The 25,429-nt window shown below is 63.7% G+C and carries 22 protein-coding genes, 1 tRNA gene and 1 pseudogene; 17 read left to right on the top strand and 7 right to left on the bottom strand.

Features of this window, described 5'->3' with window-relative positions:
- The first annotated feature begins 1 nt into the window (after position 1).
- The 4 genes from A9K65_RS02480 (at position 2) to A9K65_RS02500 (ending at position 4,314) form a co-directional block, all read left to right on the top strand.
- Positions 2-769 carry an ATP-binding cassette domain-containing protein gene (locus A9K65_RS02480; protein WP_023810655.1) on the top strand — a complete coding sequence of 256 codons (768 nt, stop codon included), beginning with the start codon at positions 2-4 and terminating at the stop codon, positions 767-769.
- A gap of 111 nt (positions 770-880) precedes the next feature.
- Complete coding sequence (iolG, locus tag A9K65_RS02485; RefSeq protein ID WP_013528364.1) at positions 881-1,876, top strand: inositol 2-dehydrogenase; 996 nt, start codon at positions 881-883, stop codon at positions 1,874-1,876.
- A 34-nt stretch (positions 1,877-1,910) separates the two neighbouring features.
- A complete protein-coding gene (locus A9K65_RS02490; protein WP_013528365.1) occupies positions 1,911-2,705 on the top strand; it encodes an SDR family oxidoreductase in 795 nt (264 codons plus the stop codon).
- A gap of 517 nt (positions 2,706-3,222) precedes the next feature.
- Complete coding sequence (locus A9K65_RS02500) at positions 3,223-4,314, top strand: 3-deoxy-7-phosphoheptulonate synthase (RefSeq protein ID WP_064992843.1); 1,092 nt, start codon at positions 3,223-3,225, stop codon at positions 4,312-4,314.
- Between the two features lie 34 nt (positions 4,315-4,348).
- On the opposite strand, the gene A9K65_RS02505 is transcribed toward A9K65_RS02500, so the two are convergent.
- Complete coding sequence (locus A9K65_RS02505) at positions 4,349-4,984, bottom strand: LysE family translocator (RefSeq protein ID WP_024502012.1); 636 nt, start codon at positions 4,982-4,984, stop codon at positions 4,349-4,351.
- Positions 4,985-5,113: 129 nt separating this feature from the next.
- Between A9K65_RS02505 and A9K65_RS02510 the strand changes: the two genes are divergently transcribed.
- Positions 5,114-5,815, top strand: coding sequence for a YafY family protein (locus tag A9K65_RS02510; RefSeq protein WP_064992842.1), 702 nt, complete (start codon positions 5,114-5,116; stop codon positions 5,813-5,815).
- A gap of 11 nt (positions 5,816-5,826) precedes the next feature.
- On the opposite strand, the gene A9K65_RS02515 is transcribed toward A9K65_RS02510, so the two are convergent.
- On the bottom strand, positions 5,827-6,936 hold the full coding sequence (locus A9K65_RS02515; protein ID WP_064992841.1) for a Gfo/Idh/MocA family oxidoreductase: 1,110 nt from the start codon (positions 6,934-6,936) through the stop codon (positions 5,827-5,829).
- Positions 6,937-7,091: 155 nt separating this feature from the next.
- On the opposite strand from A9K65_RS02515, the gene A9K65_RS02520 reads away from it, so the two are divergent.
- The 9 genes from A9K65_RS02520 to phnN all read left to right on the top strand — a co-directional run bounded on the left by A9K65_RS02520 (position 7,092) and on the right by phnN (position 16,819).
- On the top strand, positions 7,092-7,937 hold the full coding sequence (locus tag A9K65_RS02520; RefSeq protein WP_024502014.1) for a MurR/RpiR family transcriptional regulator: 846 nt from the start codon (positions 7,092-7,094) through the stop codon (positions 7,935-7,937).
- A gap of 141 nt (positions 7,938-8,078) precedes the next feature.
- A complete protein-coding gene (gene iolC, locus A9K65_RS02525) occupies positions 8,079-10,013 on the top strand; it encodes a 5-dehydro-2-deoxygluconokinase (RefSeq protein WP_064992840.1) in 1,935 nt (644 codons plus the stop codon).
- 34 nt (positions 10,014-10,047) lie between these two features.
- Positions 10,048-11,898, top strand: a complete 1,851-nt coding sequence (gene iolD / locus A9K65_RS02530; RefSeq protein ID WP_064993025.1) for a 3D-(3,5/4)-trihydroxycyclohexane-1,2-dione acylhydrolase (decyclizing) — start codon at positions 10,048-10,050, stop codon at positions 11,896-11,898.
- Positions 11,899-12,012: 114 nt separating this feature from the next.
- Positions 12,013-12,927, top strand: a complete 915-nt coding sequence (gene iolE / locus A9K65_RS02535; protein ID WP_064992839.1) for a myo-inosose-2 dehydratase — start codon at positions 12,013-12,015, stop codon at positions 12,925-12,927.
- 58 nt (positions 12,928-12,985) lie between these two features.
- Positions 12,986-13,204, top strand: a complete 219-nt coding sequence (locus A9K65_RS02540) for a hypothetical protein (protein ID WP_027161053.1) — start codon at positions 12,986-12,988, stop codon at positions 13,202-13,204.
- Between the two features lie 150 nt (positions 13,205-13,354).
- The gene (iolB, locus tag A9K65_RS02545) at positions 13,355-14,167 is read left to right on the top strand and encodes a 5-deoxy-glucuronate isomerase (protein WP_064992838.1); all 813 of its coding nucleotides are present in this window, start codon (positions 13,355-13,357) and stop codon (positions 14,165-14,167) included.
- Positions 14,168-14,320: 153 nt separating this feature from the next.
- Entirely contained in the window at positions 14,321-15,028 is a 708-nt protein-coding gene (locus tag A9K65_RS02550) for a DUF1045 domain-containing protein (protein ID WP_027161055.1), read from the top strand.
- A 13-nt stretch (positions 15,029-15,041) separates the two neighbouring features.
- Positions 15,042-16,193: an alpha-D-ribose 1-methylphosphonate 5-triphosphate diphosphatase gene (locus A9K65_RS02555; protein ID WP_063169766.1), complete on the top strand. Its 1,152-nt coding sequence runs from the start codon at positions 15,042-15,044 to the stop codon at positions 16,191-16,193.
- A complete protein-coding gene (gene phnN, locus A9K65_RS02560; RefSeq protein ID WP_024502021.1) occupies positions 16,190-16,819 on the top strand; it encodes a phosphonate metabolism protein/1,5-bisphosphokinase (PRPP-forming) PhnN in 630 nt (209 codons plus the stop codon). Before A9K65_RS02555 ends, phnN begins: the two co-directional genes overlap by 4 nt.
- Positions 16,820-16,824: 5 nt before the next feature.
- On the opposite strand, the gene A9K65_RS02565 is transcribed toward phnN, so the two are convergent.
- From A9K65_RS02565 to A9K65_RS02575, 3 genes are all read right to left on the bottom strand, one after another.
- Positions 16,825-17,820, bottom strand: a complete 996-nt coding sequence (locus A9K65_RS02565) for an ABC transporter permease (protein ID WP_027161057.1) — start codon at positions 17,818-17,820, stop codon at positions 16,825-16,827.
- Between the two features lie 51 nt (positions 17,821-17,871).
- The gene (locus tag A9K65_RS02570; protein WP_081714222.1) at positions 17,872-19,416 is read right to left on the bottom strand and encodes a sugar ABC transporter ATP-binding protein; all 1,545 of its coding nucleotides are present in this window, start codon (positions 19,414-19,416) and stop codon (positions 17,872-17,874) included.
- Positions 19,417-19,588: 172 nt separating this feature from the next.
- Positions 19,589-20,551, bottom strand: a complete 963-nt coding sequence (locus A9K65_RS02575) for a sugar-binding protein (RefSeq protein WP_013528381.1) — start codon at positions 20,549-20,551, stop codon at positions 19,589-19,591.
- 558 nt (positions 20,552-21,109) lie between these two features.
- On the opposite strand from A9K65_RS02575, the gene A9K65_RS02580 reads away from it, so the two are divergent.
- From A9K65_RS02580 to A9K65_RS35865, 3 genes and pseudogenes are all read left to right on the top strand, one after another.
- A complete protein-coding gene (locus tag A9K65_RS02580) occupies positions 21,110-22,228 on the top strand; it encodes a LacI family DNA-binding transcriptional regulator (protein ID WP_064992837.1) in 1,119 nt (372 codons plus the stop codon).
- A 1,013-nt stretch (positions 22,229-23,241) separates the two neighbouring features.
- Positions 23,242-23,634, top strand: a complete 393-nt coding sequence (locus tag A9K65_RS02590) for an MAPEG family protein (protein ID WP_064992836.1) — start codon at positions 23,242-23,244, stop codon at positions 23,632-23,634.
- 192 nt (positions 23,635-23,826) lie between these two features.
- Positions 23,827-23,946: pseudogene (locus tag A9K65_RS35865) on the top strand (DUF899 family protein); the annotation flags it as partial.
- A gap of 51 nt (positions 23,947-23,997) precedes the next feature.
- Here the strand turns inward: A9K65_RS35865 and A9K65_RS02600 are convergent.
- Both A9K65_RS02600 and A9K65_RS02605 read right to left on the bottom strand, forming a co-directional pair.
- Positions 23,998-24,074 (bottom strand) — tRNA-Arg (locus A9K65_RS02600).
- Positions 24,075-24,204: 130 nt separating this feature from the next.
- Entirely contained in the window at positions 24,205-25,125 is a 921-nt protein-coding gene (locus tag A9K65_RS02605) for a DUF1003 domain-containing protein (RefSeq protein ID WP_064992835.1), read from the bottom strand.
- Positions 25,126-25,429: the final 304 nt, after the last annotated feature.

The following is a 25,429-nucleotide window of genomic DNA, read 5'->3' on the forward strand; positions in this document are numbered from 1 at the left end:
CATGTCAGACATCGTCCTGAAGACCGAAAACCTGACCAAGCGCTATGGCGGCGTGCATGCGCTGGAAGGCGCGAATTTCGAGCTGCGCAAGGGCGAGCATGTCGCCATCATGGGCGACAACGGCGCCGGCAAATCGACCTTCGTGCGCCAGATCACCGGCGTCGAGCAGCGCACCAGCGGCCAGATCTGGTTCGACGGCAAGGAAGTGAATTTTGCCGGGCCGATCGAGGCCCGCACGGCGGGCATCGAGACCGTGTTCCAGAATCTGGCGCTGGCCGACGATCTCGACGTGCCGTCGAACCTGTTCCTCGGCCGCGAGAAGGTTTTGTTCAACCTCGGCCCGTTCTCGATCCTCGACCGCAAATACATGCGCAAGGCAACCGAGGCGGCATTGGTCCGCACGGCGGTGAAGATCCCCAATCTGTCCAACACCATCCGCCACATGTCAGGCGGTCAGCGCCAGTGCGTGGCGATCGCCCGGACCGCGACCTTCGCCTCCAAGCTGATCATCATGGACGAGCCTACCGCCGCCCTTGGCGTGCAGGAGACCGCCCAGGTCGAAAACATCGTGCGTACGCTGAAGGACAATGGCGAGCCGCTGATCCTGATCAGCCACAATATGCGCCAGGTGTTCGATCTCTGCGACCGTATCGTCGTGTTCCGGCGCGGCCGCATCGTCGCCAATCTGCGCAAGGAGAACACCGACGGAAACGATATCGTCTCCTACATCACCGGCGCCAAGACCGGGGAGGCGGAACTCGCGGCCTAAAACAGGATGGTCATCCTGTTTTCTGGCGCGCTCGAAAAATAGCCTTGCCACCTTTCCCCAAAAGCAAGGTGCGGACAACTCTCTCCAACCCATTCCCCAGAGGAAATACCCATGACCGTTCGCTTCGCTCTCCTCGGTGCCGGCCGCATCGGCAAGGTCCACGCCCGTGCCGTCGGCTCCAATCCGCAGGCCAAACTGGTTGCGGTTGCCGATGCGTTCGAGAAGGCGGCGACCGAACTGGCCAGCGCCTATGGCGCCGAGGTGCGCAGCATCGAGGACATCGAGAAAGCCGGAGATATCGACGCCGTCATCATCTGCACGCCGACCGACACCCATGCCGATCTGATCGAGCGCTTCGCCAAGGCCGGCAAGGCGATCTTCTGCGAGAAGCCGATCGACCTCGACGTCAAGCGCGTCGAGAAATGCCTGGCCGTGGTCGAGAAGACCAAGGCGACGCTGATGGTCGGCTTCAACAGGCGCTTCGATCCACACTTCGCCGCCGTGCGCAAGGCGATCGACGACGGCGCCATCGGCACCGTCGAGATGGTCACCATCACCTCGCGCGATCCCGGCGCGCCGCCGATCGACTACATCAAGCGTTCGGGCGGCATTTTTCGCGACATGACCATCCATGATTTCGACATGGCGCGCTTCCTGCTCGGCGAAGAGGTCGTGGCGGTCAGCGCCCATGCCTCGGTGCTGGTCGACAAGAAGATTGGTGATGCCGGCGATTTCGATAGCGTCAGTGTCATCCTCGAAACCGCTTCCGGCAAGCAGGCCGTCATCTCCAACTCGCGCCGCGCCACCTATGGCTACGACCAGCGCATCGAGGTGCATGGCTCGAAAGGCATGGTCGCGGCCGAGAACCAGCGCCCGGTGTCGATCGAGCTGGCCAACGAGAAGGGCTATACCCGCCCGCCGCTGCACGACTTCTTCATGACCCGCTATCTCGACGCCTATGCCAATGAGATCGCTGCTTTCATCGCCGCAGCGACATTAGGCAAGAAGGCCGCGCCGAGCGGCGCGGACGGACTGGTGGCGCTGAAACTGGCCGACGCAGCGCTGAAATCAGCAACGACCGGCAAGACCGTCCGTCTCGACAAGTAAGAGAACCCTTAGGAAAAACCACAGGAGCAGAGCGATGAGCGCATCAGCCGATCGCAATTCACAGACACGCGCCATCGTCACCGGCGGCGCCCAGGGGATCGGCTTTGCCGTTGCCGAAGCGCTGGCCGACGAGGGCTGCCGGGCACTGGCGCTCATCGGCCGCTCGCAGGAGAAGGGCGACAAGGCTGTCGCCCATTTCAAGAAAGCAGGCGTCGATGCCATTTTCATCAGCGCCGATGTGTCAAAAGTGGCGGACTGCAAGCGCGCGGTCGCCACCGCGATCTCGCATTTCGGCACCGTCAACGCTCTGGTCAACGCCGCCGCCACTTCGGCGCGCGGTTCACTGGTCGAAACCTCCGAAGAGTTGTTCGATACGATTTTCGATACCAATGTGCGCGGCCCGTTCTTCCTGATGCAGGGCGTGGTGGCGCATCTCCTTGAGAAGAAGGCACCCGGCTCGATCGTCAACGTGCTGTCGATGTCGGCGCATACCGGCCAGTCGTTCCTGACGCCCTATTCGACCAGCAAGGGCGCGCTGATGACACTGACCAAGAATGTCGCCAATGCCTATCGCTACAACCGCATCCGCTGCAATGCGGTGCTGCCCGGCTGGATGGACACGGAAGGTGAGGACATCGTGCAGAAGAAGTGGCACGACGCGCCGGACGACTGGCTGGCGAAGGCCGAAGCGACGCAGCCGATGGGCCAGTTGGTCAAGCCGGACCAGCTTGCCCGTCTGATCAGCTACATGGTCAGCCCACAGTCCGGTGTCATGACCGGGTCGCTGGTCGACTACGATCAAAGCATTGCGGGGGCGTCACCGGAGTAACGCCGGCGAGTCTCAAACGCCCATCACTTCGTCATCCACGGGCGGAGCAAGGAGCGTAGCGAAGCAGCGCAGACCCGAGGATCCATGCCGCGACTTCTGAGCGTTGCTGCGGTGCGGAATTCTGCTCCGCTGCACCATTCGGCCAAAGTCACGGAATGGATCCCAGGGTCTCCGCGACGGAGCTTCGCTCCTGCTCCGCCCAGGGATGACGAAGTTTGGGTGCTTCGGCCATCCCGAATTGTCTCCGCATCAGGGCACGTGACAAGTGCCTCCGCATCGACTATATGAGCCTCATGATCAACCTGACCGCCACATATTGGTACTTTAGGAGCTCGCTGGCGGCGGGAGGATTGCGCTCGATCTGAAGATTGCAGCAACAAGATCCGAACAGCCGCCATACCTGGCGGCTTTTTTGTTTTCAGCCGGCAGGTTCCCTCTAAATCAAAGAGGAGCATGATGTCGTCCGAAAACCGCTTCACACTTTTCGGCATCATGCTCTCGACAGGAGCAGAAAGCCGTGTTGACCACCACAGACGACCTCCGGGTCAAGGAAATCCGAGAACTGAGCACACCGGACGAGGTGATGCGGGAGATACCGCGCACTTTGACGGCGACGCGCACCGTCAGCGCATCGCGCAACGCAACCCATGCCATCTTGAACGGGACCGACGACCGGCTGCTCGTCATCGTCGGCCCGTGTTCGATCCACGATCCGGTCGCGGCCGTCGACTACGCCAGCCGTCTGGCGGCGCTGCGCGAGAGCCTGTCGGACCGGCTGGAGATCGTGATGCGGGTCTATTTCGAAAAGCCGCGCACGACGGTCGGCTGGAAAGGCCTCATCAACGATCCCGACCTCGACGGCAGCTTCAACATCGACAAGGGGCTGCGGATGGCACGCAATGTGCTGTCGGCCGTCAACAATCTCGGCCTGCCGGCGGCGACCGAATTCCTCGACATGACCACCCCGCAATACATTGCCGACCTCGTTGCCTGGGGCGCGATCGGCGCGCGCACGACCGAGAGCCAGATCCACCGCGAACTGGCCTCGGGCCTCTCCTGCCCGGTCGGCTTCAAGAACGGCACCGACGGCAATCTGCGCATAGCCGCCGAGGCGGTGAAATCCGCCGCGCAGCCGCATCATTTCATGGCGGTGACCAAGGGCGGGCGCAGCGGCATCGCCACGACCACGGGCAATGAGGACTGCCACGTTATCCTGCGCGGCGGCGTTCAGCCCAACTATGACGCGGCGAGCGTCGAAGCCGCCGCTGTGGAACTCGCCCGCATCGGCATTGCGCCCCGTCTGATGATTGATGTCAGCCACGCCAACTCGGCCAAGAAGCCCGAGAACCAGCCCAAGGTGGCGGCAGATGTCGCCGGCCAGGTCGCGGCAGGCGACGAGCGCATCATCGGCCTGATGATCGAGAGCAATCTCGTCGCCGGCCGGCAGGACGTGGTGCCGGGCAAGCCGCTGGTCTATGGCCAGAGCATCACCGATGGCTGCATCGACTGGGCGACCACCGAGACGGTGCTGCACGGCCTTGCCGGCGCCGTCGAGTGGCGCCGCTCGGCACGCCGCGCCATGATCGACAACCGGCAGGGAGCTGCCTGACAGGGCATAGGGAAGTGGGCGGCGGTGACCGGGATTACGCCGCCCTTAATCCTTCCCATGCCGTGAACACCGACACGGCAAAGAGCAGCAGTCCGGCCGCCCGGCCGGCAAAAATGGTCGCCCGCGGATTGGCGATCAGAAGGTTGCGGCTGCGGCCGGCCGTGATAGCCAGCCCGCCATAGATCGCAGCCTGCGTCACCACGGTCAGCAGCCCCATGACCGTCGCCTGCATCCAGATCGGACCGTAGTCCGGTTTCAGGAACTGCGGGTAGACGGCAAGCACGAACAGGTATGCCTTCGGGTTGATCAGGCAGGTCACAAACCCCTGGCGAAACGCCTTCCACGCGGAACGGCTGCCGGCAGGCCCCTCCTGACCGACAGTGATGGAACTGCGCATCAGCGTGATGCCTATGAAGGCCATGTAGGCGGCGCCGGCAAGCAGCAGCGGCTTGAACAGGATCGGCACGAAATGCATCAGCAGGCCGACGCCGATGGCGCCGTTCAGCGTGTGCACCATGCCGCCGACCATGATGCCGCCGGTCGCGGCAAGGCCTCGGTCGCGGCCGCCGGTCAGTGCATTGGCAAGCACGAAGAGCATATCCATGCCCGGAACGGCGATGATGCCGAACAGCAGGATAAAGAAAAGCCAGAGATTTTCCGCATAGCCCATGTCAGTTGCCTGCCGCCTCGCTCCCCCAAACCGCAGCGGAACCTGTTGATTTTCAATTCGATAGGCGCTCCTATAGGTCAGCCCAACTGACGATGGTGTGTCAGTTGTGATGGAAACCGGGCGAGAAAAATGCGCAAGGCGTCGCGCCTGTTCGAGATCATCCAGATCCTGCGGCTGGCGCGGCAGCCGGTGACGGCAGCGACGATCGCCGGGCGGCTGGAGGTGACGGTGCGCTCGATCTATCGCGACATTGCCGCCCTGCAGGCGATGCGCGTGCCGATCGAGGGCGGGCGCGGCATCGGCTACATCCTGCGTCCCGGCTTCGACCTGCCGCCGCTGATGTTCTCGATCGAGGAGATGGAGGCGATCGTCCTGTCGCTGGCGCTGCTGGAGCGCACCGGCGACAGCGAGCTCAAGCAGGCGGCCAAGCGCGTCAGCGCCAAGATCGCCGGCGCGGTGCCGCCGCCCTTGCGCCAGGTATTCGACGCCAATGCGCTGCATGCGTGGGGGTTCGCCGCGCCCTCGACCGGCGCGATCGACCTGGCGCTGGTGCGACGCGCCATCCGCGACGAGGAGAAGCTCGACCTCTCCTATCGAGACGAAATGGGCCGCGCCTCCGAGCGCCTCATCCGCCCGATCGCGCTGATCTACTACGCCGAAACCGCCAACATCGTCGCCTGGTGCGAGCTGCGCCAGGCGATCCGCAATTTCCGCAGCGACCGGATCGCGGATTGCCAGGCGACCGGGTTACGCTTCAAGGGCGAAGGCGACCGCTTGCGGCAGGTCTGGGTGAATGGATGGGAGACGAACGTCGCTGCCACGGTCGTCTGAGCGGGCTTATATCACCGTACGTCCACCCAGCGCTTTTCCTCGAACGAACGCGCCATCGCATGCACGGTGCGCTCGATCTCCAGCCCTTCGGCAAACTCGATGAGCCGCGCCGGCCTGCCCTCAAGCCGCGTCAGCAGTTCGTGGCACTCGATGATCTTGAGGTCGTTGAAGCCGAGGCCATGGCCTGGCGCCGGCACGAAGAGGTCATAGGGCTTGTGGTGCGGCGCCACCAGGATGGTGCGGTAGCCCTGTTCGGTCGGCCGATCTGATGTGAGGTAGAGCTGGAATTCGTTCGATCGTTCCTGGTCGAACAGGATCGACCCCTTCGAGCCGAATATCTGGACGGCTATGCGGCCCTTGCGGCCCCAGGCCGAGCGGTTGACCAGCAGCGTGCCGGCAATGCCGTTTTCCAGATGCATCAGCACGCTGGCGATGTCGTAGGTCTCCACCGCGCGACGGCCGCCACTGGCCAGCTTGCGGTCGGCATAGGGTTTGGCCATGTCGCAGATGACACTGGCGACGCGGCCGAACAGGGCTGAGACCAGCGACAGCGGATGCACGGCGAAATCGTCGAGCGCGCCATAGCCTGACGCGGCTTCGTGCTTCCAGAAGAACAGCGCCTCCGGGTCGGCCATGAAATCCTCGTCCATCTCGATGCGCAGATGGTTGACCTCGCCGATGATCTTCTCTTCCAGCAGCGCGCCGATGTGACGGATGGCCGGGCTTTGGATGTAGTTGTAGCCAAGCGCGGCGACCTTGCCGGACTTTTTCGCCGCCGCCGCCATCGCCTCGGCCTCGGCAAAGCTCGGCGCCATCGGCTTTTCGCACCACAGATGCTTGCCGGCCTGAAGAACCGCGATGGCCATTTCCGGATGGAACTGATTGGGCGTGGTCAGCGAGACGATGTCGACTTCGGGATCGTTGACGACGGCGCGCCAGTCGCCCGACGCCTTGGCGAAACCGAACTCGCCCGCCTTGCGCCGGGCAAGCTCTTCATTGACCTCGCCGAGGTGGACCAGCCGTGGCTTGGCCACGTCGGGAAAGACGGCGCTGACGGCACTCCATGCGATGGCGTGACACTTGCCCATGAAACCCGTACCGATGAGACCGACGCCGACCATTTTCCGTTTCTCCACTGCTTGAAGCGCTGCGTGGATGAATTAGTCCATTTTCTCTTGAAATGGAATGTCTGCCTCATTTTTTATGGTGTTCTTGCGCAGGCTCGCTATGATGAGGCACAGAGGACGCTTCACGCATGAGCCTGGACAGAGCGACGATGGACGAACGGGTACCTCGCGATTTCGAGACGCTGCGCACCACCATCCTGGAGCGACGCGAAAGCCTGCCGAAACGCATCGCCCAGATCGCTGCCCATGCGCTCGACAATCCCGACGATATCGCCTTCGGCACCGCCGCCAGCATCGCCGCTTCGGCGGGCGTGCAGCCTTCGACCCTGATCCGATTTGCCCAGCAGCTTGGCTTCGATGGTTTCACCAGCCTGCAGCAGGTGTTTCGCGAGCGGCTGCGCGAGCGCAACTCATCCTATGACGAAAGGCTGCAGGCGCTGCGCGTCAAGGCTGAGGGAGGCGCCGGCCACCGGGCGATCTTCGACGGCTTCGTCGCCGCCGCCTCGACCTCGCTCAACGATATCTCGCGCACGCTGGACGAAGCGCATCTGGAAGACGCTATTTCCCTGCTGGCAAAGGCGGAAACCATCTATGTGCTGGCCAAGCGGCGCTCCTATCCCGTGGCGTCCTACATCGCCTATGCACTGGGCAAGCTGAAGATCCGCAACCAGCTGATCGAATCGGCGGCCGGGCTGAATGCCGAGATGATCGGCTTCGCCACGCCGGCGGATGCCGTCATCGCCATCTCCTTCTCGCCCTACGCGCCCGCCACCATCGAGGAGGCGCGCAGCATCTCGGAACAGGGCGTGCCGATCGTCGCCATCACCGACAGCTCGTTTTCGCCGCTCGCCCAGTTCGCCAAGGTCTGGTTCGAGGTTGCCGAGGCGGATTTCGCCGGCTTCCGGTCGCTGTCGGCGACGATGGCGCTGGCCATGGCGCTGACCGTCGGCGTCGGCGAGAAGCGGCGCGACACGGGCAGGAAGCGCAAGGCCTGATCCACCGCCGAAAAGGTACTTTTCACCGAAGGAATACTCATTCCATATTGACTATCGATTGGAATTATTATTTCATATTCCCGGCGCCACGCTGCCGCTCGCGCGTGTACCCCAACACAACAAGGCCGACGGGAGGTTCCAATGAGCGAAGCCGTGGACGCTGAATACGCGCCGCTCGACGTGATCACCATCGGTCGCGCTTCCGTCGACCTTTACGGCCAGCAGATCGGCTCGCGGCTGGAGGACATCACCTCCTTCGCCAAGTCGGTCGGCGGCTGCCCGGCCAACATCTCGGTCGGCACCGCCAGGCTCGGCCTGCGCTCGGCGCTGCTCACCCGCGTCGGCGACGAGCAGATGGGCCGCTTCATCCGCGAGCAGCTGACGCGTGAAGGCGTCAATGTCGACGGGCTCAAGACCGACAAGGAGCGGCTAACCGCACTGGTGCTGCTGTCGGTCGAGGACGAAGGCGTCTCGCCGATGATCTTCTATCGCTCGGACTGCGCCGACATGGCGCTGGCGCCGGAAGACATCGATGAGGCCTTCATCGCCTCGGCGCGCTCGATCGTCGTCACCGGCACGCATTTTTCCAGGCCCAACAGCGATGCCGCGCAGCGCAAGGCGATCCGCATCATGAAGGCCAAGGGCGGCAAGGTGGTGTTCGACATCGACTACCGGCCGAACCTGTGGGGTCTCGCCGGCCATGCCGAAGGGTTCGAGCGCTATGTGAAATCGGACCGGGTCTCGGCGCAGCTGAAGACGGTGCTGCCCGACTGCGACCTCATCGTCGGCACCGAGGAAGAGATCATGATCGCGTCGGGCGCCGATGATTGCCTGGGCGCCTTGAAGACGATCCGCTCGCTGTCGTCCGCCACCATCGTCCTGAAGCGCGGCGCGATGGGCTGCATCGTCTATGACGGACCGATCAGCCACGATCTCGAGGACGGCGTCGTCGGCAAGGGGTTTCCGATCGAGATCTATAATGTGCTCGGCGCCGGCGACGCCTTCATGTCGGGCTTCCTGCGCGGCTGGCTGGGCGGCGAAGACCATGCGACGGCGGCGACCTGGGCCAATGCCTGCGGCGCCTTCGCCGTGTCGCGGCTGCTCTGCGCGCCGGAATATCCGACCTTCGAGGAGCTGCGGTTCTTCCTCAAGAACGGCAGCAGGCATCTGGCGTTGCGCAAGGACGAGGCGATCAACCACATCCATTGGGCAACGACGCGCCGGCGCGACATTCCCTCGATGATGGCGCTCGCCTGCGACCACCGCGTGCAGCTCGAGGATGTGGCGGCGAAGGCCGGTGCCGATCCCGCACGCATCCAGGATTTCAAGGTGCTGGCGGTCAAGGCGGCGGCGAAGGTTGCCGCCGGCCGCGACGGCTACGGCATGCTGATCGACGAGAAACACGGCCGCAAGGCGATGTTCGAATTCGCCAGGCATTCCTTCGCCTGGCTCGGGCGGCCGGTGGAACTGCCGGGTTCGCGGCCGCTGCGCTTCGAATTCTCGCAGGACATCGGCTCGCAGCTCACCGAGTGGCCGGTCGACCACTGCATCAAGTGCCTGTGCTTCTATCATCCCGACGATCCGGCCGCGCTCAAGGAAGAACAGCAGCAGAAGTTGCGCGCGCTGTTCGAAGGCGCGCGGAAGGTCGGCAGGGAACTTCTCATCGAGATCATCGCCGGCAAGCATGGCAAGCTCGACGACACGACGATCCCGCGCGCGCTGGAGGAACTCTATGCGCTCGGCATCAAGCCGGACTGGTGGAAGCTCGAGCCGCAGGCGTCGAGCGGCGCCTGGGCGAAGATCGAGGCCGTGATCCTGAAGCACGACCCCTGGTGCCGCGGCGTCGTGCTGCTGGGCCTGGAAGCGCCGCAGGACGAGCTGGAAGCGGCGTTCGCCGCCACCGCCAAGGCACCCATCGTCAAGGGTTTTGCCGTCGGCCGCACCATCTTCGTCCATGCGGCCGAACAATGGCTGGCCGGCAGGATGTCGGATGACGAGGCGATCGCCGACATGGCGCAGCGCTTCGAACAGTTGACGGATGCGTGGCTTGCCGCGCGCGGCCGCAAGGCGGCATAAGAAGGCGCGGAATAGGACTGCGGAGGAAAACACCATGAGCAAGACAATCCGCCTGACGATGGCGCAGGCGCTGACCCGCTTCCTGTCGCGCCAGATGACTGAGATCGACGGTAGCAAAGTCCCGATCTTCGGCGGCGTCTGGGCGATCTTCGGCCACGGCAATGTCGCCGGCATCGGCGAGGCGCTCTATCAGGTGCGCGACGAACTGCCGACCTTTCGCGCCCACAACGAACAGGCGATGGCGCATGCGGCAATCGCCTACGCCAAGGCCAATTTCCGCCGCCGCTTCATGGCCGCGACGTCCTCGATCGGCCCCGGCGCGCTCAACATGGTGACGGCGGCGGCGCTCGCCCATGTAAACAGGTTGCCCGTCCTGTTTTTGCCAGGCGATGTCTTCGCCAACCGCATCCCCGACCCGGTGCTGCAGCAGGCCGAGGATTTTTCCGACGGCACGGCGACGGTCAACGACTGCTTCCGTCCGGTTTCGCGCTATTTCGACCGCATCACCCGGCCGGAGCAGATCATTCCTGCGCTGAGCCGTGCCATGGCCGTGCTGACCGATCCGGCCGAATGCGGCCCGGTGACGCTGTCGCTCTGCCAGGACGTCCAGGCCGAGGCCTATGACTATCCCGAGAGTTTTTTCGCGGAGCGGGTCTGGCACCAGCGCCGGCCGCGCCCGGATCGCCAGGAACTGGCGGCCGCGGTCGCCGCGCTCAAGGGTGCAAAAAAGCCGTTGGTGATCGCCGGCGGTGGCGTCCTCTATTCGCAGGCGTCGGACGAACTGGCGAAATTCGCCGAGGGCGCCGGCATTCCTGTCTGCGAGACGCAAGGCGGCAAATCCTCGCTGCCGGACGACCACCCGCTCAACATGGCGGCGGTCGGCGTCACCGGCACTTCTGCCGCCAACCGGCTGGCTGAGGAAGCCGATGTCGTGCTGGCCATCGGCACGCGCCTGCAGGATTTCACCACCGGTTCGTGGGCGCTGTTCAAGAATTCGGGCAAGACCATCATCGGGCTCAACGTGCAGCCCTTCGATGCCGGCAAGCACCGCGCCCTGCCACTGGTGGCCGATGCGGCCGAGGGCCTGGGGGAACTCGGTGCTGCGCTGAAGGGTTGGGAGGCGCCGGCAAGCTGGACCGACAATGCGTCCTCCGGCAAGAAGGCCTGGGCGGTCGAGGCGGCCAAGGTGACGGCGTCGACCAATGCCGCCTATCCGTCCGATGCGCAGGTGATCGGCGCGGTGCAGCGCGCCATGGGCTCCGGTGTGACGCTGCTGAATGCCTCCGGCGGGTTGCCGGGCGAATTGCACAAGCTTTGGCAGGCGGGCGCGCCCGGCTCGTACCATGGCGAATACGGCTTCTCGACCATGGGCTACGAGATTGCCGGCGGGCTCGGCGCCAAGATGGCGAAGCCCGGCGAGGAGATCGTCGTCATGATCGGCGACGGCTCCTACCTGATGATGAATTCGGAGATCGCCACCTCGGTGATGCTCGGCCTCAAGCTGACCATCGTGCTGCTCGACAACCGCGGCTATGGCTGCATCAACCGGCTGCAGATGGCGACCGGCGGCGCCAACTTCAACAATCTGCTGAAGGACTCGCGCCACGAGGTTCTGCCCGACATCGACTTCGCCGCGCATGCGGCGAGCATGGGGGCGATTGCCGAGAAAGTGCCGTCGATCGCCGGGCTGGAAAACGCGCTGGCACAGGCCAGGAAGAATACGCGCACCACGGTGCTCGTCATCGACACCGACCCGCTGGTTTCCACCGATGCCGGCGGTCACTGGTGGGATGTGGCGGTGCCGGAAGTATCAGTGCGGCCGCAGGTCAACGCGGCGCGCAAGGCGTATGACGAAAAGCGGCAGATGCAGACCATCGGCGATTGATAGAGGCGCCGAAGCTCCTCCTTCTCCCCACCTCTACACGGGGAGAAGATGCCGGCAGGCAGATGAGGGGCGGCGCCAACGAGCAAGAAACTGTTTTAGGACCGGAGTGACGACTTGAAAGCCAAACTGGGCATGTCCCCCATTGCGTGGTGGAACGACGATCTTGCGGAGCTCAGCGATGACGTGTCGCTGGAAGAATGTCTGCGCCAGTCGCGCTCGGCCGGCTTCACCGGCATGGAGATGGGCCGGCGTTTTCCCAATGACCCCGAAATCATGCTGCCTATCCTGAAGGCCGCCGACGTCACGCTGTGCGGCGGCTGGTTCTCGGGCACGCTGGTCGATGGGGAGATGGCCAACAAGGATCGCATCCAGCCGATGATCGACCTGTTCAAGGCGGTGAACGCGCCTTGCATCGTCTATGGCGAGGTTGGCCGTTCGATCCAGGGCGACCGCTCGAAGCCGCTGGCGACCAAGCCGAAGCTGTCGGACGACGAGATGAAAGCCTATGCGAAGCGCCTGACCGAATTTGGCGAATGGTGCGCCGAACAAGGCATGCCGCTGTCCTACCACCACCACATGGCGGCGGTGGTCGAGACCGAGCCGGAACTCGATGCCTTCATGCGCTATTCCGGAGCCGGCATTCCGCTGCTGCTCGATGCAGGCCATCTGGCATTCGCCGGCGGCGACGTGCTGCGCGCCATCGACAACCACCATACCCGGATCAGCCATGTGCATGTGAAGGACGTCCGCATGGGGGTGATTGAAAAGCTCGATCGCACCAAACAATCCTTCCTCGACGCCGTGGCGCTCGGCGCCTTCACCGTGCCGGGCGACGGTTCGCTGGACTTCGGCGCCATCGTGCAGCGCTTCGCCGACCATGGCTATGAGGGCTGGTTCGTGGTCGAGGCCGAGCAGGACCCGAAGAAGAACCCGCCGCTCAGGATGGCGCAAGTGGGCTACAAGGAATTGATGCGCGTCATGACGGCGGCCGGATACACGGTCGAGACGCAAGGCTTTCCAAATGTCTAGTCTCCTAATGGCTGGTGCGACGGGTTCCCGGCGAGGCCGATTGCTGTAGATTGGCCCGATGAAAGATTCCGAACACCCCTTCTTCCGGCCTTTGTGGCGGCGTGTCGCCGTCGTCGCGGTCTGCGTCATCTGGTCGATCATCGAGTTCGCCACCGGCACGCCGTTCTGGGGCATGATCGCGCTCGGCTTCGCCGGCTACGCCGTCTGGCAGTTTTTTTATCTCTACAAGCCTGCTGACGAGGCGAGGCCTCCGGTCGGGCCCGAGCCGAAGGAGTGACTGATCGCATGCGTCGGCGGTTAGCTTCCAGTGCTTCTAACTTCGTCATCCTAGGGTCTCCGCGACGGAGCTTCGCTCCTGCTACGCCCTAGGGTGACGAAGTTGAGAGGCTTCGGCCGATCTCGAAGATTTGCGATAGGAGAGACAAAAATGTCGAAGCTGCTCGTCAAAGCCGACAAGGGCCACGGTCGCGTCGCCCATGTGACGCCGAAAAGCGCCGGCTGGACCTATGTCGGTTTCGACCTGCATCGGCTGAAGCCGGGCGAGAGCGCCTCCGGCAAGACGGAGGATCGCGAAGTCTGCCTGGTGTTCGTCACCGGCAAGGGCAAGGCTTCAGCCGGCGGCAAGGAGCTCGGCCTGCTCGGCGAGCGCATGTCGCCCTTCGAGGGCAAGCCGTGGTCGGTCTACGTGCCTGAGGGTTCGGACTGGTCGGTGACCGCGGACACCGAACTGGAACTCGCGGTCTGCTCGGCGCCGGGCCTTGGCGGCCGCCTGCCGGTTCGCGTCATCGGACCGGACGATCTCGGCCAGGAGGTGCGCGGCAAGGGCACCAACACGCGCTATGTCACCAACATATTGCCGGAGGGCAAGCCGGCCGATTCGCTGCTGGTGGTCGAGGTCATCACGCCCGGGGGGCATACGTCGAGCTATCCGCCGCACAAGCACGACCAGGACAATCTGCCCGCTGAATCCTACCTCGAGGAAACTTACTATCACCGCCTCAACCCGCCGCAGGGCTTTGCCTTCCAGCGCGTCTACACCGACGCCGACAAGAACGGTCATCGCGCGCTCGACGAAGCAATGGCGATCGAGGATGGCGATGTCGTGCTGGTACCCAGGGGTTATCACCCCTGCGCCGCCTGCCATGGCTACGACCTCTATTATCTCAACGTCATGGCAGGACCGAAGCGGACGTGGAAGTTCCACAATGCGCCCGAGCATGAATGGCTGATGAAGGCCTGATCGGTCGCTGCGTGAGCACTCGCTCCCTGGTCCAGCACGAAAAAATCGTCGGCTAATGACCCCGCCGCAGCGTTTTGTTACCTGAAAGCCAGCAAGGCTTCGTCAATTCGTCATGGAAATCACCTATGGCAGCGAAGCTGACAAGGACTTTCCATGCGCTACGCCCTCTATTTCACTCCCCGGCAGGACGAGCCACTGGCGCGGATCGCCGCCGACTGGCTGGGCCGCGACCCGTTTGGCGCCGCGACGAGGCCGGTCGAAGCGGTGGCCGACCTGTCGGCGGCGGAAGTCGCTTTCCACACCGCTTCGGCGCGCCGATATGGTTTCCATGCGACGCTGAAAGCACCGTTCCGCCTGGCTGCCAACGAGACGGAAGTCTCGCTGCGCGCCGCACTCGACCTTTTTGCCGAGGTGACGCCGGTGGTGACCATCCCCCGTCTCGTGGTCAGCCAGATCGACGGCTTCTTCGCACTGGTGCCGGAAGGGCCAGTGCCTGCGCTCAACCGGTTCGCCGATGACGTGGTGCGCGACTTCGACCGGTTTCGCGCACCGCTGAGCGAGGCGGAAATCGAGCGGCGCAGCCCGGATTCGCTGAAGCCGGCCGAGTTCCGCAATCTCTGCCAATGGGGCTACCCCTATGTCTTCGAAACCTTTCGCTTCCACATGACGCTCTCCGGCCGGGCGGGGTCACAGGAGAGCCCGCGTTTGCGCGCAGCGATCGACAGCCTGTTCGCGGAAGTGCTGCAACAGAAGGTGCTGGTGGATGCGCTGACCTTATTTGTCGAAACCGAACCGGGTGCGCCGTTCATGGTGCTCTCGCATCACGCGCTCGGGCGCCGCCCGGCCAGAAAAACCGCCTGAAGGACTGCCTGAAATGACCGCCGAGACTGTTCTCCACAATGCCCGCATCGTGCTTGCCGACGAGATCGTCGAAGGTTCGCTGGTGCTGCGCGACGGCTTTATCGCCGGCATCGAAGCCGGCGCAAGCCTTGGCTCTGGCCGCATCGGCGAGGATATGGGCGGCGACTATATTATTCCCGGGCTGGTCGAGTTGCACACCGACCATCTCGAAGGCCATTACGCGCCGCGGCCCAAGGTGCGCTGGAATCCGATCGCCGCCGTGCTCGCCCATGACGCGCAGGTGGCAACCGCCGGCATCACCACCGTGCTGGACGCCTTGCGCGTCGGCATGGACGAAGACGCCGACCTGACATCGGCCGACATCCGCAAGCTGGCCGACGCGATCGAGGACAGTGTGAAGCAGGACCGTCTGCGCGCCGACCATTTCATCCACCTGCGCTGCGAGGTTTCGGCACCCGACTGCCTCAGGGCTTTCGCCAATTTCGACGGCGACGAGCGGGTTAAGCTGGCATCGCTGATGGACCATGCGCCAGGCCAGCGCCAGTTCGTCAATCTCGAAACCTATGCCTACTATTACCAGCGCAAGCTGAAGCTGACCGATCGCGACTTCAAGGTGTTCTGCGAAAAGCGGATGGCCGAATCGGCGCGCAATTCGGCGCCGAACCGGGCGGTGATCGCCGCCGCCTGCCAGGAGCGCGGCATCGTGCTGGCCAGCCACGACGACGCCACATCGGGCCATGTCGACGAAGCGATCGAGCAGGGCGTGCGGGTCGCCGAATTCCCGACCACGGAAGAGGCCGCCAGGGCCTCGAAAGAGGCCGGGATGGGTGTGCTGATGGGCGCGCCAAACGTTATGCGCGGCGCCTCGCATTCGGGCAATGTCTCGGCCCGTACGCTGGCCAGCGACGGCCTGCTCGACATCCTGTCGTCCGACTACATTCCCTTCAGCCTGATCCAGTCGGCGTTCTTCCTCGGCGATGTCGTCGAAGGCATTTCCCTGCCGCAGGCCGTCGCCATGGTCTCGAAGAACCCGGCCGATGCGGTTGGCCTGACCGACCGCGGCGTCATCGAGCAGGGCCGCCGCGCCGATCTGGTACGGGTGCGCGTCGACGACCATGTTCCGGTCGTGCGCACCGTGTGGCGGCAGGGACGCCGGGTGGCATGATGGTGTCGGCACTGATCGAGCGGGAACTTTCGGCCGAGACGTTTCCGATCCGCGATGGCGTTTTCGTCGCCGTCGTCGGCCCAAGCGGCGCCGGCAAGGACACGGTGATCGGCTACGCCCGCAACCATTTTGCCGACGAAACGCGGCTGGAGTTCGTCCGCCGGGTCATCACCAGGCCGAGCGATGCCGCAAGCGAGGATCACGACACGCTGGCCGACGCTGCCTTCGCCGAAGCCGAAGCCGATGGCGCCTTCGCCATTTCCTGGGAAGCACACGGCTTGCGCTACGGCATCCCCGCCGATGTCGACTGGTCTGTCGCCAATGGCCGTGTCGCTGTCGCCAATGTGTCGCGCGCGATCATCCCCTCCTTGCGCGAACGCTATGCCAACCTGGCCGTCGTCGAGATCACTGCCTCGCCTGAAGTGCTGGCCGAGCGTCTGGCGATGCGCGGCCGGGAGTCCCGCGGCGAAGTGCTGGCGCGGCTGGCACGCAGCGCCAATGTCACTCTGTCCGGGCCCGGCGTCACCTCGATCGACAACAGCGGCCCGCGCGAAGCCGCCGGCGAACGCTTCGCCGAGGTGCTGCGCAAGGCGATGGCCTTTTCCGACATGTCGGGCCTGATCTAGGCTAGCTATTCCGCAGCCTGGCCCGCCACGCCCTTGCGGGTGGCGTCGACCATCAGCCGCCGTTCCCGGAACACGCCCCATTGCTGGTCGACCAGCACGCCGATGAGGATGACGCCGCCCATCACCGCGAAGTTGAGCGAGGACGGGATGCCGAGCAGGTTGACGAGATTCTGCAGCTCCTGCAGCAGCACCGTGCCGAGGATGACGCCGATCAGCGAGCCTTCGCCGCCGCGCAGCGAGAAGCCGCCGAGCACGGCGGCGGCGATGGCGTAGAGTTCGTAGAACTGGCCGTGGCTGGCCGGCGAGATCGAGCGCGTGTACATGGCGAAATAGATCGCCGACAGCGCCGTCAGCACACCGCAGATGACATAGGCGGCGATGACGACACGGCCGGTGCGGATGCCCGAATATTTCGCCGCCTCCTCGTTCTTGCCGATGGCGTAGAGATAGCGGCCGAACACCGAGCGATGCAGCACCACCCACATGACGATCGAAATAACGATCAGCGCGATGAAACTGTTCGGCACGCCATAGGAGCGTCCGGCCGTCAGGAATTCGAGCTCGGGAAAATTCTGGCCGAACGCAAAACCCGCCGTGCCGTCGGCGGTGTAGAAGCGGGCGACACCGCGGTAGATCAACAGGCCGCACAAAGTGACGACGAAAGGCTGCAGCTTGAGCCTTGTGATCAGCCAGCCATGCACCAGGCCTATGATGGCGCCGAGGAACAGGATCAGCACGAAGGCCAGCGGCCAGCCCACCTCGCGCACGGCGATGAAGTCGATGAAGAGCGTTCCAAGCAGCGCGACCACCGAGCCGACCGACAATTCGATGCCGCCGGTGATGATGACGAAGGCCTGGCCGATCGACAGGATGCCGAACAGGCCGATCAGGTTCGAGGTGTTGGCGAGGTTGATCGGCAGCAGGAAGCGCGGATTGATGATCGCCACGATCGCCCCGACCACCAGGATCAGGATCAGCAGGCCGAGATCTTTCTTGCTCATCGTCGTCTCCCCAATGCCTGAGCAGATCGCGCTTGCGCGACCCCGGCAAAACTACTTCGGCTGCTTGCCCACCGCCAGCAGCAGCACGTTTTCCTGGCTGAACCGGTCCTTGTCGAGAATGCCGGAGATTTGGCCCTCATGCATGACGGCGATGCGGTCGGACACGCCGATCACCTCTTCCATGTCCGACGAGATCATCAGCACGGCGACGCCGGCATCGGCCAATGCGCGCATCAGGCCGTAGATTTCCGCCTTGGCGCCAATGTCGATGCCGCGCGTCGGCTCGTCGAGGATCATCACCTTGGGGTTCATGGCCAGCCACTTGCCGAGCACGACCTTCTGCTGATTGCCGCCCGACAGCGTGCCGGTGCGCGTCTGCACCGAAGGCGCCTTGATGCCGAGATCTTTCTTCTGCTTCTCGGCGGTGGAGGTCTCGGCGCTTGAGGACACCAGGGAGCGGCGCGCATGCGCGGGCAGATTGGGCAGCGAAATGTTCTGAGCGATCGACAGGTCGAGCAGGATACCGGTGAGCTTGCGGTCTTCCGGCACCAGGAAGATGCCGTGCGCGACGGCGTCGGCCGCGGAAGCCAGCGCAAGCGGCTTGCCGTCGAGTTCCAGCGCGCCGCCAAGCTTCGAATCGATGCCGAAGAACACCCGCGCCAGCTCGGTGCGGCCGGAACCGACAAGACCGGCGAGGCCGAGGATTTCACCGCGCCTGACGTCGAGATCGACCGGGCGGCCGGGATAGGCAGGGGTGCGGATGGCCTTGGCCGCAAGTGCTACGGCGCCGGGCGCACGCGCCGCTTCCGAGGCCTTTTCGCGCTCCTTCAGCATGCGGCCGATCATCAGCTTGACCATCTGGTCATGGCCGATATCGCTCTTCGGCAAGGTGCCGGCCAGCATGCCGTCGCGCAGCACCACGACGCGGTCGGCGACGCGTTCGACCTCGTGCAGGCGGTGCGAAATGAAGATGACGCTGATGCCGTCGGCCTTCAGCGCCTTGATGACGTCGAGCAATTTGTCGGTCTCGGCGAGCGGCAGGCTGGATGTCGGCTCGTCGAGGATGACCAGCCGCGCCTCGATCGACAGCGCCTTGGCGATCTCGACCATCTGCTGCTGCGCCAGCGACAGGGTCGCAACCGGCGTGTCGGCGGAAAAATTGGCGCCGACGCGCTTCAAAAGCGGCGCCACCATGGTGCGCAGCTTTGCGCGGTCGACGAGCTTGAGCGGCCCGGCGCGCAAAGGTTCGCGGCCGAAGAAGATGTTGGCGGCGACGTCCAGATTTTCGAACAAATTGAGTTCCTGGTGGACGAAGGCGATGCCCGATCCCAGGCTGGCTTCGACGGAGAGCCTGTCATGCGCGGTGCCGTCGACGGTGATCGTGCCGCTGTCGGGCCTGGTGACGCCGCCGAGGATCTTCATCAACGTCGATTTGCCGGCGCCGTTTTCGCCGACAAGGCCGATGACCTCGCCCGGCCTGACCTCCATGGAGAAGCCGTCGAGCGCGACGACGCCCGGATAGGTCTTGCGCACGTTCTCAAGGCTGAGGAACGGGGCGGTCACGGATGCAGCAATGGATGTGTCGGAATAATTCATCATGCCTGACAGCGATTGGCGGGCCAATTTCTGGGCATGATCTTTTCCGAGAACCGGCTTCCACTTTTCGGGATCATGCTCTTGGCTTTTGGCAGACTGACGATCCTCGCGGTGTTCGTCAATGCGAGCAGCCGGCCCAAGCGACGTTGAGCCGGCTGAACTGCTTCAAGTCTTAGTTTCCGGCCATCGCCTTCAGATTGGCGGCGTAGGCGTCGACGTCATCCTTGCCGATGATCTTGGTCGGGATGATGATGAGGTTGCCTTCCGGGATGCCCGACTTGTCGCCCTTGAGATAGGCAGCCATCAGCTTCATGCCCTGATAGGCCCATTCGAAGGGCTGCTGCACGACGGTGGCAGCAATGGTGCCTTCCTTGACGCCGCCCAGCGTGATCGGATCGTCATCGAAGCCGACGACGGTGATCGAGCCGAGCTTGCCGGCATCGCGCAGCGCTTCATAGATGCGCGGCGTGTTGTAGGAGTAGAAGCCGACCATGCAGGTGACGTCGGGGCTGGCGACCAGCGCGTCCTCGACGTTCTTTTTGGCGCGCGCCTGGTCGATGTCGTCGCCGCGCACGTCGATCAGCTCGATCTTGGTGCCGGCCAGGCCGTCCTTCATGCCCTGGATGCGCTCCTTGGCATTGTCGGCGCCGAGCAGGCCGACGAAGCCGAGGCACTTGCCGCCATTGGGCATCGCCTTCTTGGCGATTTCGGCCGCCTGCTTGCCGGCATCGACGTTGGACGAGCCGATATAGGCGACGCGCTTGGTCTGCGGCGCGTCCGAGTCGGTGGTGAACAGCGCGGTTTCCGAGGCGATCTTATTCAACCCATCGGTCGAGGTCTTGGGATCGACGGCCGAGACCATGATGCCCTTGACGCCGGCCGTCACCAGATCGTCCATCAGCCGCTGCTGGATGGCGACCGAGGACTGTTCGGGATATTTGAGCTCGAGCGTATAGTCGGGCAGTTCGCCCTGCGCCTTCTTGACGCCGGCTTCGGCGGCCTTCCAGAAATCGGAAGCGCCGTTGACGACGAAGGCCAGCGTCGGCTTGTCGTCGGCGCGCGCGATTGCCGTGGCCGACAGGCCAAGCAGCAGCGCGGTCGCGGCTACGGATGCATTGCGTATCAAGGATTTCATGTTCAACCTCCCGTTTGGCTCAGTCGTTGGACCGGCCGATCTTGCACTGACCTGATTTGCCGTTTGCAGCGTGGACGCCCTCCTCCTCAAAGGGGTTCCCGGCACCGAAAGAATGGCGTCGTTCCAGCCACGACAGCGACCTTAGAGACTCATCCCTCATTCGTAAATAGTCCGATTTGTCTGACATATCACATATCCGAGACAAGGCTTGCGGAGATAGTATCCGCTCGCCACCGGGCCATTTTTCGTACTCTCCCGCCGCCCCGGACGTGACCGGCCGGATGCGACGATTGACGGTACAGCGCATTTTTGTATTAGTAAACAGTATTAGTTCCGAGCCAATGCCAGCGGTTTCGCGGTGTGCCCGCCGGCATGCCGCCCTCACCGCTGGGCCGCTGCCCAGGCCTTTTGTTAATTGAGCTTTAGCTTGTATGGAGATGCGTGGCGGATGGACCTCCGGCATACTAATAGTTATAAACGAGCTTGATGTTATTCCGATAAATCGACGGCGTCACGCCACCTTGCCGGCCTGACCGGCCAGCCAGACTGGGATTTACCATGAGCGAGACGACGGATCGGGCCAGCGACACGGCGAGGCGGCGCAAGGCGCCGGCCAAGGGCGCCAAGGGCCGCGTCACCATGATCGATATCGCCAGGGCCGCCGGCTGCTCGCAGGCGACCGTGTCCTTCGTGCTCAACAATTCGCCAGGGATCAAGCTGTCGCAGCAGACCCGCGAACGGGTGATCGAGGCCGCACGGACGCTTGGCTACACCGCGCCCGCTTTCGAGGCGCTTCACCCGGCATTGCCTGCCTTCGAGGGGCCCGCCTTCGAAGGGCTGGACGGGGTGATCGGCTTTGCCGTCGACCAGCTCGCCACCAGCCCTGAAGCCGTGGTCGCCATCGAGGGCGCGCGCCAGGCCTCGTGGAATGCCGGCAACGTGCTTCTGGTGGCGCAGACGCTGGGCGATTCCGTCATGGAGCCGCGCGCCATTTCAGCGCTGACCAAGCGGGGCATTTCGGCGCTGATCTACATGACCATCTTCACCCGCGAGATCACAGCGCCCGACTATCTCTACGGCCTCGACATCCCGGTGATCCTGCTCAACTGCTACACGGCGGACTACGCCTTCCCTGCCGTGGTGCCGAGCGAGATCGCCGGCGGCCAGAGCTCGACCCGCCATTTGATCAGCCACGGCCACCGCCGCATCGCCACCATCACCGGCGAGCCGTGGATGCAGGCGGCACAGGACCGGCTGAAGGGCTACCGCCGCGCGCTCGCCACGGCCGACATTCCGTTCGATCCCGAGCTGGTGGTCGAGGGCGACTGGTCGGCCAGCGCCGGCTATGCCGCAACCGTCAAGCTGCTGGCGCTCAGGGACAAGCCCACCGCCATCTTCTGCCAGAACGACCGCACCGCGATCGGCTGCTACGAAGCGCTGAAGGAAGCCGGCCTGCACATTCCGCAAGACATTTCCGTGGTCGGCTACGACGACGAGGAAATCGCCAGGCATCTGTTCCCGCCGCTTACGACCTCGATCCTGCCGCACATGGCGATGGGCCAATGGGCGATCGAACAGCTGGAAGCGCCGGCGGCGCCTGGACGGGGGCGGTATCCGATCACGAAGCTGGAGTGTCCGCTGGTGGAGCGGGAGAGTGTGCGGGGGGTGGCGGGGTAACGCGACTCGGCGGGCCAGCGCTGGCTTACCTTCGACCGTTAGGGAAACCTGACCAGTGGGACGAAGAGCTGATGGCGGCAATGCAGACAATTCTTGCGCGGAAGGGGGGGGGCAAGGTCGAAGCCCGAGACATTCATTCCCATTGGTGCAACAGACCGGCACGGTTGCGAATTTGGGGTTGGACACGCCGTGCCGGCCAGTGCTGGACACCCCAGCCCGATTACGCTACCGGCACAACAGGAATCCAGCAATTAAGCCTGATGGTCTAGATCGCGAGTGCAGAGCCTGTTCTCGCGCTTCAGGGGGGGCCTTTTTACCACGGGCATTACTTCTCCTCCGGGCAGTCCAGCAGCTTCGCATGGCGATGCATTTCTTCGCACCCGTCCGACAAGGCCGGGCTAACCATTCCGCCTTGTCTTTCTTCAGGCCTTCGGCACTGGTCCGCTAACCGTGCCCTGCACGCGGTCCCACAGGCAGTTGCGTCTGCCGAACTTGAAATTGAGGTTGACGGAGCCGACTTGCGGAATCGGCTGTCGTTTCCTGGAGAAAGCAAAAAGCCCGCCACCTTTCGGCAGCGGGCTTTCCAAAACTGTAACTCTCTTGGTTAATCGATAATCCCGGATGAGCTGGGCGAAGCCGTCACTGACGACAGTCGCTCACGCTTCGTGAAAACGGGCTTCTGATAGATTTTCTTCATCGACATTCCCCTTTGCCAATAATGTGTCACTCTTTGCCTTCCGCCGGGCAGCGTGTCAATCGCGCAACAAAATGCCGCCACCTTTCGGCAGCAGGCCGGTCACGGCGGTATGTCGATGGCCATCACCGCCTCCACGGAAGGAACGCTGATGGCATTCCAACTTGCCCATCGTTTTCGGATGATTAACAAAAAGGGCAATTATGTAACTGACAACCCCGCTCTTATTGGCGCTGGCTGTCAGGAAAGATCTGCCTGCGCCTTGCCCTTGCCGATAACCTTTGCTTGCCTACTGTCCCGACCATGAGAGGAGGCAAACATGGAACGGCTTTACCCGGTAGCTCTCGTGACGCTGTTTTGTAGCTTGATGATATTCGGAATGGCGGTGACGGTCGCGAGAACCCACAAGAAGCCTGGCATACTGGCGCCCGCAATGACCGGCGACCCGCTCCTTGAACGAACCATCCGGGCACATGCCAACGCGGTGGAATGGTTTCCTATCTTAATGCCGTCGATGTGGCTGTTCGCGATCTACTGGAATGCCGCGTGGGCTTCCGGCCTTGGGCTGCTCTGGATGATAGGTCGGATTGCATATTTCGTAGGGTATCGCACCGCGCCCTTGAAGCGCTATCCCGGCTTCTTCGTCCAGTCGATTGCAGCCTTCGCGCTGCTTTTTGGCGCTCTGGGCCGGATCATCTATCTGATGCTCTAGGCGCTCCCCAGCCGCGGGAGAACGGCACGGTGCCTCATAAGCGGAGATAGGGCGCACTCACTCCGATCGGTGTCGGGTCGGTAACATTGCTGGACGCGTTCGAGGGGCGCCAAATGCTCATCGCCTCCTATTACATGTGGTTCGACGGCCGGCCGGCAGCCGAGCAATGAGGGGTGCACCTTCTTCACGACGCAGGTGGCCCATTCGCGGGCTCGCGACACCCTCGCCGCCGAACGCTGGCGGTTGCCCTGGCTGGCGGTTGAGAAGAATTATGCCTTTGAAGGGCTGAAGGGCCGCGTGAGCCTGCTCGACCGCAAAGCTGCCAACGACAAACGCAGTGCCCCGAAACGGTCCTACATGAACTGGCGCACCCGACAGGATTCGAACCTGTGACCTCTGCCTTCGGAGGGCAGCGCTCTATCCAGCTGAGCTACGGGTGCTTTCCGGAATCCGGAAAACGAACCAGCCGGTGAACCGGCAAGTCACGGCTTCTTAGCGGAAGCCGGGGCGGGCTTCAACGGGCAATTGGCGATTGGCGTAGCGACTTGGCCCGGTGCTCCAGGCTGCGGCCTATGAGGTTCCCGCCTTCACCGTCCGCCTTCCACGCACCGCCCGCTTCGGCTTCTTGGCGCCCGCCAGTTCGTGCATCGCATCCAGCTGCATCTGCTGCATTTCGGCCAGGCGCGTCCATTGGCGCGAGATGAGGTAGTCGAGCTTTTCGTGCAGATGGCGCACTTCGAGCTCGGCCTTGAGGTTGACGCGGTAGTCGTTGAAGGAGCGCAGGCGGTCCTTGGACTCCTGCCGCCGCTGGCTCATCATGATGATCGGCGCCTGGATGGCGGCAATGCAGGAGAGCAGCAGGTTGAGCAGGATGAAGGGGTAGGGATCGAAGGCGCTCGACATGCCGGCGACCAGATTGATGCCGATCCACACCAGCAGCACGCTGCCAAACGAGATCAGGAACCACCAACTGCCGCCGAAGGCCGCCATGTTGTCGGAGACGCGGTCGGCGAAGGTGCGGTGCTCCTCGAATTCTTCTTCCGAGTTTTCGGAAATCGTGTCCTGCCTGGCGATCGATTCGACCACCTGACGGTCGAGCTCGGAGAATTCGCCGTGCTCCTGCTGCAGCAGCTCCTCCATATAGCGCATGCGGTAGCGGCCGAGCTCGGCGCGGCTGATGCGGGCGCCGGCCGGCAGGTCGGGATGGTCCGAGCGGATGCGGTCGGCGAGGCTCGGGCGCAGCGTGTCGATGCGCACCAGATCGCGCTTGCGGAATTTGCGGCCCGATATCGCCGACGGCTTTTTCTTCGGCTTGCCACGGTGGGCGCCGGGGCCTGCCGGTTCGGAGTCCGGCACTTCGGGCGTGTCGAAGTGTTCGTCCGATACCGGATCGGCCTCCAGCTCACCGACGATCGGCGCCTCGAAATACTCGCCGCCGTCATCGTTCTGATTGTCTGCCGCCTGTTCGGGCGTTTTGGGGACGGTGCTCATGGTGGGCTCCTGAGGGTGCTGGGCGACGATAGACAGAGGTGGCGGCGCATAGCCAGCGCCGGGCACGGATTTCGCAGGCCGGACAAGTGTTTTTGATCGGAGAGGCGATGTGGCTGACGGCGGCTCGCCCCTCAGGGAGGGTGGAGACGTTCGAAATTGGCCGGAGCGGGAAGAACTTGCCCGATGTTTGCGCCAATCACCCCCCTTTGTCCTGCCGGACATCTCCCCCTCAAGGGGGGAGATTGGCTGTTGTCCCGGCTTTCGCCAATTTCCACCGTCACAGGAGTGAGCGGAGCGCCGAAGC

This window comes from Mesorhizobium sp. WSM1497 (assembly GCF_001672455.2).
Taxonomy (GTDB): Bacteria; Pseudomonadota; Alphaproteobacteria; order Rhizobiales; family Rhizobiaceae; genus Mesorhizobium; species Mesorhizobium ciceri.